Genomic DNA, 12,922 nt, shown 5'->3' on the forward strand with positions numbered 1-12,922 from the left:
CGGAGGGCGTCCGCGGAGAACCCGCCGAACACCACGGAGTGCACGGCCCCGATGCGGGCGCAGGCCAGCAGCGTGATGACGGCTTCCGGGATCATTGGCAGGTAGACGGCCACACGGTCGCCCTTCTCCACGCCGAGGGATTCGAAGGCGTTCGCTGCCTTTTTCACCTCTTCGGTGAGCTGGGCATAGGTGTAGGTGCGGGTGTCACCGGGTTCGCCCTCGAAGTAGATGGCCACCCGGTCCCCGAGACCGTTCTCCACGTGGCGGTCCAGCGCGTTGTACGCCGCGTTGACCTCGCCGCCCACGAACCATTTGGCGAACGGCGGGTTGGACCAGTCCAGCGCCTGGTCGAAGTCCTTGCTCCAGGTGAGCAGCTCGCGCGCCTGCTTCGCCCAGAAAGCCGGGCGGTCGGCGTCGGCCTCTGCATAATCAGCGGCGGTGACTACGGCGTCGGCAGCGAATTCGGGGCTGGGCGCAAAAGCACGGTTTTCGTGCAGTAGGTTTTCAAAGGCGTCGCCCTGCTGGTTGGTCTGCTGGTCGCTTTGCACGGCAGCTGCGGGGGCGGTGGCCGTGGAGCCGGGAGTGTCCTGAGACATGGTGAACCTCATCATTCATCGGTCTTTTTCAGCGGCTGCCGTCGCCCGGCCGTGCTCCGCCGCTTTGCGCGACATTTGCTTTGCGCGGCATTGGGCAGCGGCCGATCACGGACAATCCGCAAAGAGCTGTTCCGGAATCAAGCCTAATACGTGCCGGGGCCGCGATGTGTTCGCTGTCACAAAGGCGCCCGCGAACGGCATTTATTTAGCGGTGAATGGTTAAAGGACCCTGCTCGCTGGCGTCCCGCCGCTGCGGATCAGCTAGTGATCGGCCATGCGGTTGACTAGGCTGAGATTGGATTGTGACTTTCTACGGAGCTGTCGGATCCGGTGTATCACTGCCGGGCCTGGCCGTTTCCGCCGTTTCGGACGGCACAGTTTTGGGACGGAACCGTCCCGGTGCCGCCACGCTAAGGAGTACAGAATGAACCAGCAAAGCTTCGGCCAGAAGTTTGGCCGCGCAACCGAGGCAGGGCATGGCACCACCCCGGAAGGCGGCTCAGCGAAGGGCGCGCAGAAGCCGGCCGGCACCAAGCCGGGCACCACCAACCAGGCCGTGCTGGGTCCGTTCACGCTGCGGGACCTGACGGTTTTCGCCGCCACCCTCATTTTGTTGGTCGCCTCTCTGCTGCCCATCTTCTTCGGCCGGTTTAATCTCTGGAATGCAGGCAGCCTGTTCTTCCTGGGTCTCGGCATTGTGCTGCCGCTGATTGTCACGGCACTCTTTGTTGCCCGTCGGCTCGCTCCCGCCACGAAGGTCCGCATCGGTTCGCTGTCCGTTGACCAGTTTGGGTCTGTGGTGGCTTCCTTTGCACTGGCGTTCTTCTTCGTTTCCACGGCCGCGGCTTTTGTGCCCAGCCTGTTGGTGGGCCTGGTGGGTTCCGTCGTGCTGTTCGCGGGGACCGTGCTGAGCCGCTTCATTCCGTACTTCGCCGGCGACTTCCTGGGGCGCGACGAAACCCCGGCCCACGTGATGGCGCGCGACTCGGCTGTCCCGCTGCCCAAGCCGCACACGCCCAAGGAACCCAAGCCTGCGGCCGCGCCCGTTCCGGAGGCTGCCGCGCCTACCGCCACACCTGCAGCGGCAACTTCTGCGCGTGCCGCCACCCCCGCCGCTTCGGCCGGGGCCTTTTCCGCCGCGCCCACCTCCTCTCCGGCTGCGTCAGCAGCCGTCTCTTCCGCCCCGGAGGTCAACGAGTGGACCGCTGCCGGTGACCCGAGCCCCGCAACCCAGGCGGCCGACGTCGTGCCTTCCCCTTCAGCGACGGGCACCTCCACGGCGCCCGCCGTTGCGGAGACTTCTGCGGGTGACATCCCGACGGCGGCTGCGGCTGCCCCTGAAGCAGCAACCCACGACGCCGGCACAGGCGTCGCTGCCCCGGCTCGCCAGTCTGCCGCGGAACCTGCGGCGACGGCCGTGCATCAGCAGGTGCGCCGCGTGGAGCCCATCGGCGCCACCGTGGATCCGGCTTCCAGGCCGGAAGAATCGTACGAAGAGCCGGCGCATGAGGCGTTCTGGTTTGCCGTGGCACAGCACCGGACCGCGGTGGACCCCCAGACCGGCGCCCCCGCCTTTGTGATTGAACCGGGCGGCTGGGTGTTGGCCCTGGAGGACCGGGGCCACGAATTCCTGGTCCAGCACACCGACGGACGGGTGGGCGTGCTGCGCGACCTCAGCAACATCGAGCGCGGCTAGCCGGCCCCGTGGCCACGTCCCGTAGACCCGGATCCGGCCCGGCCACAACAGCCCCGGAGTCTTTGCTGGCGTTGAAGCGCCGGGCGCGGCGGATCAACAAGGCCTTGGCGGAGAAGTACCCGTACGCCCACGCGGAGCTGGATTTCCGGAACCCGTTTGAGCTGGTCGTGGCCACGGTCCTGTCGGCCCAGACCACCGATGTGCTGGTCAACCAGGTCACCAAGATCCTGTTCGCGCGGTACCCGGACGCCCGGGCCATGTCAGAGGCCGATCCCGCCGAGCTGGAAGCGATCCTGCAGCCCACCGGCTTTTTCCGGGCCAAAACGAAGAGCGTGCTGGCCCTGAGCACCCGCCTGGTGGACGAGTACGACGGCGTGGTCCCCGGCCGGCTGGAGGACCTGGTGACGCTGCCGGGAGTGGGGCGTAAGACCGCCAACGTGGTGCTCGGCAATGCCTTCGGCGTCCCCGGGATCACTGTGGATACCCACTTCGGCCGGCTCGCGCGGCGCTTCGGCTGGACCACGTCCGAGGACCCGGTACAGGTCGAATTCGACGTCGCCGAACTGTTTGGGCCCAAGGACTGGACCATGCTCTCGCATCGGGTGGTGTTCCATGGGCGGCGTGTGTGCCACTCACGGAAGCCAGCCTGCGGCGCGTGTCCGGTAGCGAACTGGTGCCCCAGCTACGGGTTGGGCGAGACTGACCCCGTCAAAGCTGCCAAACTCCTTAAATACGAGTTGGCGCCCGGGAGCGAGAGCCTCCTGGAACGGTTGCTGGCCGAGACGCACCGCGCCGCTGAAATCCGGATGGAATCGCAGAGGCGGCTCCCGTGAGCGCACGCCAGGACCTGATCGACCTGGTGCGCAGATCGGACAGCGGCGACGTCACCGCGCCGAACACTGCCTGGGCGGCACTGACCGTGGATGAAACCATAGCCCGCAAGGCGGCAGTCCTGATGCTTTTCGGTGTGCTGGACGACGTTCCGGCCGCCTCCGGCAAACCCCTGGCCGCGGCGGATCTTGATGTCCTGCTGCTGGAACGCGCGCACACCCTGGATTCCCACCCCGGCCAGGTCGCCTTTCCCGGCGGTTCCATCGACGAGGACGAAACCCCGGTTGCCGCAGCCCTCCGGGAAGCCGAGGAGGAGACCGGACTGGACTCCGTCGGTGTGGAGGTCCTGGGCGTGCTGCAGGAGCTTGGGCTGGCGCGCAGCAACTTCCTGGTGACGCCGGTGCTCGGATGGTGGGCGTCGCCGTCGCCGGTTCACGTGGTGGACTACGCCGAATCCGCCCAGGTTTTCCGGATCCCCGTCCGGGACCTGCTGGACCCGGCCAACCGGGTGACAGCCACGGTCAGCCGCGATGGCAGGACCTTCAGCAGCCCCGCATTCGCGGTCAGCGGCGTGCTGGTCTGGGGCTTCACCGGGATCATTCTGGATGGACTCTTTGAGCAGCTGGGCTGGGCCGTGCCGTGGGACCGGACCCGGCTCCACGAGGTGGTCTTCTAGGTTCGGGGTAGCTCGCAGGGTCGGTGTGGCCCGGCGGGACTGAGCCCACCGGGGTTGCACCATGTGCGCGCCGGCTGAGCTCGCGCACACCGGCCTAGCTGGTGACCGGCTGCTGCCGAAGATCAACAACAATGCCCGTGGCCGCGTTTTCACGCAGGGCATTGATGCCGTCCTTCAAGGCACCGAGATGCTTGAAGTCGGGCGAAACTGCCACGATATTTCCGTTTGAATCGGTGAGCCTGAGCCGATAGCACTCGTCACTTACACGATGTATTTCAAACCTGCCCGCCATAGGCCGGACCTCCCCTGATATGCGTCTTTGCATGAATAGCTGGACCGTCTGCTTCAGTCGCTGCTCCGATGTAACCATGGTCACAGACGTTCCGACCAGCTACTCCCGGGTAGGTTTCTTCCGGCTAACCGAATTTTGCTATTTTGCGTTGTCGTAGGAGTCCACCACGGCCACGCTGACGGGGAATTCCACCGGGATGGGGCCGAACAGCAGTTCCTTCGCGGCGGCGGCAGCTTCCTCGATGGCCCGGATGCAGGCCTGGACGCCAGCCTCGGGGGCGTGGACCATCACCTCGTCATGCAGGAAAAACACCAGCTCCGCCGCAACGGTACCGTCGGCACGCAGGGCCCGCAGCCGCCGTCGTAATTCCGCCAGCCAGCACGCCGCCCAGTCAGCGGCGGATCCTTGCACCACAAAATTGCGGGTGAATCGGCCGCGGGAACGGGCAATCGATTCCGCGCGGCGCTGCTCCTCGGCAGTGGCCGATTGCTGGCTCCGGAACCACCCTGCCGACGGCGGCGGGCTGCTCCGGCCAAGCCTGGTGGTCACGGTGCCGCCGGCCTCGCCGTCGCGCGCCGCCTGCTCCACAAAGCCGACGGCGCGGGGGTAGGTCCGTGCCAACTGCGGCATCAGGCGGCCGGATTCGCCAGTAGTTGCGCCATAAATGGCGCCGAGGAGGGCGACCTTCGCCTTGGCGCGATCGCCGCCGAAACCCTGGGCGGCGATGCCGGCGTACAGGTCCTTGTCGCGCGCCGCTTCGGCCATTTTGGAGTCCTGTGCCAGCGCCACCAGCACCCGGGGTTCCAGCTGGGAGGCGTCCGCGACGATGAGCTTGTGGCCGGGATCCGCATGGACGGCGCCGCGGATCTGGCGCGGGATCTGCAGGGCCCCGCCGCCCCGCGACGCCCAGCGGCCGGACACGACCCCGCCCACAACATACTCGGGCTGGAAGCGGCCCTTGGCTACCCATGCGTCCAGCCAGGCCCAGCCGTTGGCGGTGTGCAGGCGGGACAGTTTCTTGTAGGCGAGGAGCGGTTCGATGGCGGGGTGGCTGGACTCCATCAGCTCCCACTGCCGCGTGCTTTTCACCTCGATGCCGTTTCGGTGCAGGGCGCGCATCAGTTCCTGCGGCGAGTCCGGGTTCAGTCCGGGCGAGTTGAGCAGCCCCCGGAGCTCGGTGTTCAGGGCCTCCAGCTTCGCGGGGCGGTGACCGGACGGTGGGCGCGGCCCAAGGTGGCCGGCCAGGATTTGCTCGTGCAGGTCCTCGCGCCAGGGGACGCCGGTGTGCTGCATCTCCGCGGCGATCATGGCGCCGGCGGATTCGGCGGCCAGCAGCAGCTGGAGCCGTTTCCGTTTGTTTTCTTCCGGTGCAGCATCGGCCAGGGCTGCCTGCTGGGCGGCGTATTCTGCGCGGAGCTCCGCCAGTCCTTGCCGTGGGGCGCGGTGGCGGACGTCGTCAAAGAGGGCGCCCTGGTCCGCTGGCGGGGGCGGCGGCTGGAGGGCGCGGGGCGTCTCCTGGGGATCGTCCAACGATTCCTTGTCGGCGTTCCGGGCGTACTCCGTGTGGGCCGTGAACTGCGAATAAGCCAGGATATTGCCGCACAAACCGAGGTCATAGCAGCGCTCCAGTTCCACGCCGGCCGCCAGCAGGGCGGGGTACCAGTGCTGGGTCCGGTTCCAGATCCAGCGGGGCGGCGCCTCACGGGGCCGGTTCTCCAGCTGGCGTACGACGCCGGCCAGCTCGCTTGCGCTGATGAGGCGCGGTTCGGGGCGGTCGGGGTGCGGATCGCCCGCCTGGGTGACCTGCTGGAGGGCTGCGCCGTGGGAGTGGGCGGCGAGCAGCAGATACATAGGTCCAATTCTGCCCTGTGGCGGGGACATTCAAGCCCCAATCCCACGCCGTCAACATGTGTTGACGGCCCTCCATTCGTCAACTAAAGTTGACGAATGGAGGTAGAGCGGATGAAAACGCTGGTCGCATCAATGGACGGGAAAGGCCCCGCTGAAGCGCTGTACGCGGTGGCGGAACTGCAGAAGGAGGTCGGCCGCACTGAAACGGCCCTGGTTCGCAAGGCGAGGCAGGCCGGGCTGTCTTGGGAGGCCATTGCCCTGTGCCTTGGGGTCAGCAAGCAGGCCGTCCACCGCAAATACGGGAAGCAGTAACCGGTCCGGTCGTTCGGGCCGTCTTTCAGTCCGGCCTTTCGGCCGGGTGGGGGAGTTGTCCACATACGGTGGCATGGCCCTGTTTCTCCCCCTTGAGTTCGGTGGAGAGTTGCTGCATGAGCAGGCACCAGCTATCGCCACCCCCTTCCGAGCGGCCTTCCGCCCAGCTGTCCCGTGCCCGGCCCTCCCCTCCCCAAGGATCTGAATCCGGTGGTTCCCAGGCCCGTGGTTCCACGTCCCGTGCGCCTGCCCCGGCACAGGCCGCGGGAGCCTGGCTGCCGGACCCCGCTGGTGCCGAGGTTCTCCTGGTCACCGGCTACGACTTTCTGCAGGGCGAAGTGGAGCGGATTGTGGCTGCCGCCGGCGGCCAGCTGCGGGTGGTGGCGGACGTGGCTGATGCCGCCAAGTACTGGGACGCCGCGGCCGCAGTATTGGTGGGGAGCGATGTCCGCGAGCTGCCGCCGCGGCGGCGGGCCCCTGCCGTGTTGGTGGGCCTGAACGGGGAGGGGGACAGTCTCTGGCACCTGGCCACAGCCCTCGGAGCGGAGCGGGTGGCGGTGCTTCCGGATGCCGCGGCCTGGCTGGCAGAGTACCTGAGCCGGTCGCGGTCACCCGAAGCGGGAGGGCTCGTCCTCGGGATAACAGGGGGCTGCGGCGGTGCCGGTGCCACCACCGCGGCAATCTGGATCGCCCAGGCGGCAGCCGGGCTGGGTGTGCGCGTGTTGCTGGTTGATGGCGACCCGTGGGGTGGTGGCCTGGAACTGGCACTGGCGGCTGAGGAGACGCCGGGGCTGCGCTGGCCTGACCTGTCCGACGCGAGCGGAAGCATCGATCCCGAGCAGCTGGCCGACTCACTGCCGGTCGCCGGCGGGTTTTCCTTCCTGTCCTGGCCCGGCAGCCGCGACCGTCCGGCACCGGTGGATGCCGCCACCACAGGTGGCGTGCTGGATGCGGCCCGGCGGGGCTATGAACTGGTGGTGGTGGACATCGGCCGGGGCGCCGAACCCGTGCGTATGTTTGCCTGGGACTGCGACCGCATCCTCGTGGTTGTGCCGGCGCAGCTGAAGGCCGCGGTGGCCACGGCCCGGCTGCTGCACGAACTTCCGCCGGTTGAGGCGGCCCTCCTGGTCCGGGGCAAGGCCGGTGCCGCGCTGGACGCCGGACTGATTGCGGACGCCGTCGGGCTGCCCGTCCAGGGCCGCGTACCGGAGCTGCGCGGCGTTACGGCTGCCGGGGAAAACGGCAGGCTCCTTGACGTGGGCAAACGACGGAGTGTCAGGCATTTCGCCGCCGCAGTGCTCGATCTGCTGGACGGCGACATCCCTGTCGGAGACCTGCCGTGAGCGCGCAGCGGCCAGTCCCGCCGCCGTCGCCCCAGGACCAGCGGACGGGGGCACGCCGTCGGCAGGCCCGCGTCCTGGATCCGCGCTTCTTGGATTCGGCGCTGTTGGAAACCGTCCGTGAGTCAGTCATGGCCGACGCCGGACCTGTCACCCCGTCCCGGGTTGCCGCCGCCGTCCAGGCCACCGGCCGGCTGCTGGGGACTGCCGGCTCCCTTGCCGCCGTGGAACGGATCAGCGCCGAGCTGAACGGGCTCGGCCCACTCCAGGAACTGACGCGGGACGTGCACGTCACCGACATCTTCGTCAACGCCCCGGACTCGGTCTGGATCGACCGGGGTCAGGGCCTCGAACCGGCAGGGGTTTCGTTTTCCGGCGAGGCACAGGTGCGGGCCTTGGCATCGCGGCTGGTGGCCGCCGGCGGCAGGCGGCTGGACGACGGGTCCCCGTGCGTTGATGTCAGGCTTGAGGGCGGATACCGCGTCCACGCAGTCCTGCCGCCGATTTCCATCGCCGGCACCTTGCTGAGCGTCCGCATCCGGCGGGAGCAGGTCTTCTCCATGGACGAACTCCGTGCCGGCGGCATGTTCGGCAGCACGGTCCAGGAGGTCCTTGAACGGGTTGTTGAGCAGCGGCTGAGTTTCCTGATCAGCGGGGCCACGGGTTCCGGAAAGACCACGTTGCTGTCCACCCTGCTGGGGCTGTGCTCCCCGGCTGAACGGCTGGTCCTGATCGAGGACGCGTCGGAACTGAACCCCGTCCATCCGCACATTGTGTCGCTGGAGTCCCGTCACGGAAACCTCGAAGGCGGCGGCGAAGTGGATCTCGGCGAACTCGTCCGGCAGGCACTGCGGATGCGGCCGGACCGGCTGGTGGTGGGGGAATGCCGTGGCGCCGAGGTGCGGGAACTCCTGACCGCCATGAACACAGGCCACACCGGCGGGGGAGGGACCATCCATGCAAACGCTGCCACCGCTGTCCCGGCCCGCCTGACAGCCTTGGGGGCACTGGCAGGCATGGGCCAGGACGCGGTCCGGCTGCAGGCAGCCAGTGCCTTGGACGTTGTGGTCCACGTGGAGCGGTCCGGCCACGGGCGGCATGTTGCCTGCGTGGGCGTGGTGCAGGACGGTCCCGGCGGTCTAACCGTGGTTCCGGCGTTGGAGGCCAGACGCGGCCAGGTCGGCACCGGTCCAGCCTGGGAGGCGCTGAGCAAGCGGCTGGGACTGTCCCTCGAGGCGGGTGCCGCCGTATGACACTTCTGATGGCCGTCGTCCTCGTGCTGGCGGTCGTGCTGCTCTTCAGCCCGCCCGGCGGTGCCACAGGTCGTTTCCGGCGGGCCGTGGGGAGTGCAGGACCAGGCTTCGCCTCGCGGGTTCACGGCGGGGCTGGTGGCACCAGGACGGGCGGCTCGTGGCGCAAGTTGTTCCGTGCCGGACCGGAACGGAATGACCTGTCACTGACCCTTGTGGTGCAGCAGCTTGCTGCGCTGCTGAAGGGCGGCCGCACTCCGGCACGGCTATGGGATGAACTGTGGCTGGTCCACGGTGGCCGTCGGGAGCCAGTTTCCGCAACTACGGGCGCAGGTTCACGCGCATCGCAGGACCTTGGTGGAAGGGCGGAACCAATCCGTGGGTCAGCGGCCGGGCGCAGCGGTCCGAGCCTCAGCGCAGGTTCCCTGGTGATGCTTGGCGCCGTCCGGGCAGCAGCGTTCCGGGGCGCACCCGTGTCGGAGGCGATCAGGAAGGCCGCGCAATCGGAGTTTTCGCGCGCGGACAGCAGGGAGTTACGGATCTGGTGTGAGCTTGCCGCCTGCTTTGACATTGCCGAAGCCAGCGGTTGTCCCCTGGCGGATGTCCTGGCGAGGTTTGCGGCCCAACTGGAAGTGGAAGACGATGCCGAGGCCGCACGGCAGACAGCGCTCGCCGGGCCCAAGGCCACGGTCGGTCTCCTGACGTGGCTCCCGCTGATGGGACTGGGCCTGGGAATAGCGTTGGGCGTGGATCCCTTGGCCATCCTGATCGGCACCCCGCTGGGACTGGCGGCCCTCGCAGCGGGTGTGGGCCTCACCATCACCGGAAGAATCTGGTCCGCCCGCCTGGTCGGTGCTGCCGCCGGGGCCGGTGTGCCATGACGGACATTCTTGTGCCGGGGCTGGCCTTGGCCGTTGTTCTGGCTGCTGCCGCTTGCCTTGCCCTTTCGCAGCCAAGCCGAGTCCGAAAGCGACTGCTCGGACTGCGAGGGGACGTGGGCGCCGGGCCGCATGGGGCCGATGAAGCACTCACTCAAGGCGGCCGCCTTCACGGATTGCGTGACACGGCCATGATGCTTGAGCTCGTGGCCGCGATGCTGGACGCGGGGTCTGGCATTGGCAGGTCCCTGGAACTCGTCGCGGCCTCGGCCTCCGCGGACTACGGCAAGGCGCTGCGTCCGGTGGTGTCTGCGCTCGCCATCGGAGCCGACTGGGAGACAGCCTGGCGCAGTTCCGAAGTCCGTCTTCCTGAAATCCTGGAATTGCGTGACGCACTGGGATTCGCCGCCCTGACCGGAGCGCCGTCGTCGGCCATCCTGTACGCACAGGCCGCGAGGTTGCGCCGGGAAAGATTCCGCGCTGCGGAGAAACGGGCGGCCTCGCTCGGCGTGAAGCTGGTCATTCCGCTGGGCCTGTGTTCGCTCCCGGCCTTCATCTGCCTGGGCGTAGTCCCGGTCCTGCTGGCACTGGTGCCGTCCGGGTCCTGACCGCGGGATTTGAGCTACGGTCCATTCCTCCACACCCCGTCCCGTCCTCCACAATCCGCTCAAAGCGGCGCTTATCCACTTACGGGATGTTTGCACTTACCGAGATCTGCGGAGCCGGGAAGAGTCGAAATCAGCCGGCAACTCGGCCGGAGCACAGAAGGGAAACCGTCACCATGACCATCATCCAAAACAGCCTTTCCGCCGCCCCTGCGCCGGAGCTCAGCACGGGAGTTGCGGGTACCACCGCATGGGACTCCGTAGTACTTGCCAATGCAGGACTGGACGCTTGTACCTGCCAACGGGAGGAGGCCCCAGAGGCCGTTGGCAGCGTCGTGGAGCTTTACCCCGGTGCCAGCGAGGCGAAAAAGCGCCGGCCCCGGCTCACAGCTTCAGAGGCCGGAATGGCGACGGCCGAATACGCCATAGCCACCCTCAGAGCAGTCTCACGGGGTCTGCGGCTGCGAGACGCCTAGGTGTTGGGGAACTGCGTCTTGGCTTCGCCTCCGGGGCAACGGTCCACATCCGTGCCGTCCACGGTCACAGTCGCTGACCACCCAAACTTGTCCCCGAGACCAGCGAGCTGGGCGAGCGGGTACCGGGTGCTGACCTGCTTGTCTGCGGCCACGGCTCCGTTGGTGATGTTCTCCTGCTTGCTCTTGCTGATGTTGAAGACGAAGTTGGCGATCTCTTTGCCGTTCTGGAACTTCGTCCCGAACTGGTACCCCGTCTTACCGTCCGGACTCCAGGCGGTCACGGAGTAAAGGACGGTGCCTGACGTCGGAACTGCCGCCACCGTGTTGAAGGTCATGAACATCAGTTTGCCGTCGCTGAGGAGCCTGACCTGGTCGATGTCCACGGTCTTGCCGGTTGAGTCGCCCGCTTCGTCCTTGCAGATGGACTCGCCAATCTCGGCCTTCGAAGTGGTTGTGGGAGACGGCGCTGGTGTTGTGGCCGATGCCGACGGACTCGCGCTCGTCGCCGTCGCGGACCCGCAGCCCGTCAAGACCAGCGCAGACACGGCCAATATCCCCCAAGTTATTCGCATGCGCTCATCCTAGCCGTGCCCAGAGTCGGTGGAGGGTCTCGTGTCCGCATTGTGTCGCACCTAAACTGCGTGTTTTTCTGGGGGTGAAGCCAGGCCACATGGGGTCCGTCGAGAAATCGGCCAGCCCGCGCCAACCAAAGCTTCACGGCAGTCGAACCGCAGCCAGCTAAGGAACCGACGCAACCAGCCGACCGAGGACCCGCAAGGGCAAGGTCCGCGAGGAGCGAAGGTCAAGGTCCGCTAGTCCTTTCGAGCCGTAGAACAGACGCCTCCCAGGCGTCTACACCTCTACTGCTCTCGAAAGGAGCACCCAATGTTTGACGACGAAACCATCAACAACCTGGCCCAGGCCCGCCTCATCATGGCAGAGGCCCTCAAAGCTGGCCGTCCGCTCAGCCCGGAGCAGCAGCTCATCGTGGACAACGCCAAGAGCATGGGCGAGGCCTTCGTGACCAAGGTGGACCGCCAGCAGCGCGGTTCCGAGCTGCTGAAGACCATTGGCGGCTCAGGCGACGCACCCGAGATGGTCCGGACTCCGGACGGTGGCTACTTCACCGACACCAGCGGCCTGGGCAGCGGCGAGACGGAGTACTTGGACCTCGGGTCCAAGAGCCACTCCACCAGCCTCCTGAACGCCATGAAGCAGAACCGGAGCTACGGCTCCAAGGCCCTGGTCACCAACGGCTCGGTGGTCATCGGAACCCCGCTGATAAACCAGACCCCGGTCACCCTCGGTCGCCCGCTGCGGACCTTCCTGCAGAACATCCCGACCGTGGCGCGTCCCGCGTCCTACTCCTTCCTGGCCCAGGTCAGCCGGACCGACAACGCAGCGGTCGTCCCGGCAGGCGGGCTAAAGCCCACCACCGCGATGGGACTGGAGAAGAAGCCCGGGAAACTGAGCGTCATCGCCACCCTGTCCGAGCCGATCGACAAGTTCGTCCTGGAGGACGACGCCGCACTCGGTGGCTGGGTCGGCATGGAACTCACTCAGTCGGTCCTGGTGGCCCTGGAAGCCCAGGTGCTGTCCGGCGACGGTACCGGCGACAACCTGACCGGGTTGGCCAACACCTCCGGCATCCAGCTCTTCGTCTCGACCGCAGGCAACACCGACAAGCTGGTCGAAATGCGTAAGGCGCTGACCCGGCTGGAGACGGCAGGGGAGACACCCTCGGTGTTCATCCTCAACCCGAACGACTGGGAAGCCATCGCCACCAAGCGCAACACCTCCGGCGAATTCGACACCGGCAACGCCATCGACGCCGAGAAGCGTACCGCCTGGGGAGTACCGGTAGCCCTCTCCACCGCACTGGTACCCAACTCCTACTACCTCCTGGGTGACAACTCCGTGGCGATCGGTCGCGACGGCGGAATCCGCACCGAGTGGGGAACCCCGGGCGACATGTTCCAGCGGAACCAGGTCCAGGCCCGCACCGAGGGCCGGTTCGGCCTGGAGGTCACGCGGCCCAAGGCGATCGTGAAGGGAACCTTCGTCACCGTCTAACAGGCGGCAGACTTGGCGGGCTAACCGCCCGCCAGACGGAGTCAAC

General features: G+C 67.3%; 14 protein-coding genes. 10 read left to right on the top strand and 4 right to left on the bottom strand.

Annotated features, from left to right (window positions below; translation table 11 throughout):
• On the bottom strand, nucleotides 1-596 hold a 596-nt coding region (locus ACVWY0_RS08045), incomplete at its 3' end, for an AMP-binding protein (protein WP_485836225.1).
• A gap of 424 nt (nucleotides 597-1,020) precedes the next feature.
• Between ACVWY0_RS08045 and ACVWY0_RS08050 the strand changes: the two genes are divergently transcribed.
• Genes ACVWY0_RS08050 through ACVWY0_RS08060 form a run of 3 tightly spaced genes read left to right on the top strand, consistent with a single transcriptional unit; the run spans nucleotide 1,021 to nucleotide 3,799 of the window.
• Nucleotides 1,021-2,292: a hypothetical protein gene (locus ACVWY0_RS08050; protein WP_485836226.1), complete on the top strand. Its 1,272-nt coding sequence runs from the start codon at nucleotides 1,021-1,023 to the stop codon at nucleotides 2,290-2,292.
• A gap of 8 nt (nucleotides 2,293-2,300) precedes the next feature.
• Nucleotides 2,301-3,125 (top strand): endonuclease III, encoded by an 825-nt coding sequence (gene nth, locus ACVWY0_RS08055; protein WP_485836227.1) that lies wholly within the window; start codon nucleotides 2,301-2,303, stop codon nucleotides 3,123-3,125.
• On the top strand, nucleotides 3,122-3,799 hold the full coding sequence (locus ACVWY0_RS08060) for an NUDIX hydrolase (protein WP_485836228.1): 678 nt from the start codon (nucleotides 3,122-3,124) through the stop codon (nucleotides 3,797-3,799). Before nth ends, ACVWY0_RS08060 begins: the two co-directional genes overlap by 4 nt.
• 94 nt (nucleotides 3,800-3,893) lie before the next feature.
• Here the strand turns inward: ACVWY0_RS08060 and ACVWY0_RS08065 are convergent, their stop codons facing one another.
• Nucleotides 3,894-4,169, bottom strand: coding sequence for a YegP family protein (locus ACVWY0_RS08065; protein ID WP_485836369.1), 276 nt, complete (start codon nucleotides 4,167-4,169; stop codon nucleotides 3,894-3,896).
• Nucleotides 4,170-4,229: 60 nt separating this feature from the next.
• Nucleotides 4,230-5,942 (bottom strand): bifunctional 3'-5' exonuclease/DNA polymerase, encoded by a 1,713-nt coding sequence (locus tag ACVWY0_RS08070; protein ID WP_485836229.1) that lies wholly within the window; start codon nucleotides 5,940-5,942, stop codon nucleotides 4,230-4,232.
• A gap of 96 nt (nucleotides 5,943-6,038) precedes the next feature.
• Between ACVWY0_RS08070 and ACVWY0_RS08075 the strand changes: the two genes are divergently transcribed.
• From ACVWY0_RS08075 to ACVWY0_RS08100, 6 genes are all read left to right on the top strand, one after another.
• Nucleotides 6,039-6,254: an AsnC family protein gene (locus ACVWY0_RS08075; RefSeq protein ID WP_485836230.1), complete on the top strand. Its 216-nt coding sequence runs from the start codon at nucleotides 6,039-6,041 to the stop codon at nucleotides 6,252-6,254.
• Between the two features lie 116 nt (nucleotides 6,255-6,370).
• Complete coding sequence (gene ssd / locus ACVWY0_RS08080) at nucleotides 6,371-7,597, top strand: septum site-determining protein Ssd (RefSeq protein ID WP_485836231.1); 1,227 nt, start codon at nucleotides 6,371-6,373, stop codon at nucleotides 7,595-7,597.
• Nucleotides 7,594-8,847: a TadA family conjugal transfer-associated ATPase gene (locus ACVWY0_RS08085; protein WP_485836232.1), complete on the top strand. Its 1,254-nt coding sequence runs from the start codon at nucleotides 7,594-7,596 to the stop codon at nucleotides 8,845-8,847. The genes ssd and ACVWY0_RS08085 overlap by 4 nt, the downstream gene beginning before the upstream one ends.
• A complete protein-coding gene (locus ACVWY0_RS08090; RefSeq protein WP_485836233.1) occupies nucleotides 8,844-9,725 on the top strand; it encodes a type II secretion system F family protein in 882 nt (293 codons plus the stop codon). Before ACVWY0_RS08085 ends, ACVWY0_RS08090 begins: the two co-directional genes overlap by 4 nt.
• A complete protein-coding gene (locus ACVWY0_RS08095) occupies nucleotides 9,722-10,330 on the top strand; it encodes a type II secretion system F family protein (RefSeq protein WP_485836234.1) in 609 nt (202 codons plus the stop codon). The genes ACVWY0_RS08090 and ACVWY0_RS08095 overlap by 4 nt, the downstream gene beginning before the upstream one ends.
• A 173-nt stretch (nucleotides 10,331-10,503) precedes the next feature.
• The gene (locus tag ACVWY0_RS08100) at nucleotides 10,504-10,803 is read left to right on the top strand and encodes a DUF4244 domain-containing protein (RefSeq protein ID WP_485836235.1); all 300 of its coding nucleotides are present in this window, start codon (nucleotides 10,504-10,506) and stop codon (nucleotides 10,801-10,803) included.
• Here ACVWY0_RS08100 and ACVWY0_RS08105 read toward each other — a convergent pair.
• Complete coding sequence (locus ACVWY0_RS08105; RefSeq protein WP_485836236.1) at nucleotides 10,800-11,375, bottom strand: hypothetical protein; 576 nt, start codon at nucleotides 11,373-11,375, stop codon at nucleotides 10,800-10,802. The two genes, ACVWY0_RS08100 and ACVWY0_RS08105, sit on opposite strands and share 4 nt — an antisense overlap.
• A gap of 313 nt (nucleotides 11,376-11,688) precedes the next feature.
• Between ACVWY0_RS08105 and ACVWY0_RS08110 the strand changes: the two genes are divergently transcribed.
• Nucleotides 11,689-12,876, top strand: coding sequence for a phage major capsid protein (locus ACVWY0_RS08110; protein WP_485836237.1), 1,188 nt, complete (start codon nucleotides 11,689-11,691; stop codon nucleotides 12,874-12,876).
• The last annotated feature ends 46 nt before the right edge of the window (nucleotides 12,877-12,922 follow it).

This window comes from Arthrobacter sp. UYNi723, assembly GCF_054057635.1.

Excerpts from the sequence above, each read along its gene's own strand:
- ACVWY0_RS08095 (WP_485836234.1), top strand. The coding sequence starts at position 9,722 with ATGACGGACATTCTTGTGCCGGGGCTGGCCTTGGCCGTTGTTCTGGCT.
- ACVWY0_RS08090 (WP_485836233.1), top strand. The coding sequence starts at position 8,844 with ATGACACTTCTGATGGCCGTCGTCCTCGTGCTGGCGGTCGTGCTGCTC.
- ssd (WP_485836231.1), top strand. The coding sequence starts at position 6,371 with ATGAGCAGGCACCAGCTATCGCCACCCCCTTCCGAGCGGCCTTCCGCC.
- ACVWY0_RS08070 (WP_485836229.1), bottom strand. The coding sequence starts at position 5,942 with ATGTATCTGCTGCTCGCCGCCCACTCCCACGGCGCAGCCCTCCAGCAG.
- ACVWY0_RS08050 (WP_485836226.1), top strand. The coding sequence starts at position 1,021 with ATGAACCAGCAAAGCTTCGGCCAGAAGTTTGGCCGCGCAACCGAGGCA.
- ACVWY0_RS08065 (WP_485836369.1), bottom strand. The coding sequence starts at position 4,169 with ATGGTTACATCGGAGCAGCGACTGAAGCAGACGGTCCAGCTATTCATG.
- ACVWY0_RS08100 (WP_485836235.1), top strand. The coding sequence starts at position 10,504 with ATGACCATCATCCAAAACAGCCTTTCCGCCGCCCCTGCGCCGGAGCTC.
- ACVWY0_RS08105 (WP_485836236.1), bottom strand. The coding sequence starts at position 11,375 with ATGCGAATAACTTGGGGGATATTGGCCGTGTCTGCGCTGGTCTTGACG.
- ACVWY0_RS08075 (WP_485836230.1), top strand. The coding sequence starts at position 6,039 with ATGGAGGTAGAGCGGATGAAAACGCTGGTCGCATCAATGGACGGGAAA.
- ACVWY0_RS08110 (WP_485836237.1), top strand. The coding sequence starts at position 11,689 with ATGTTTGACGACGAAACCATCAACAACCTGGCCCAGGCCCGCCTCATC.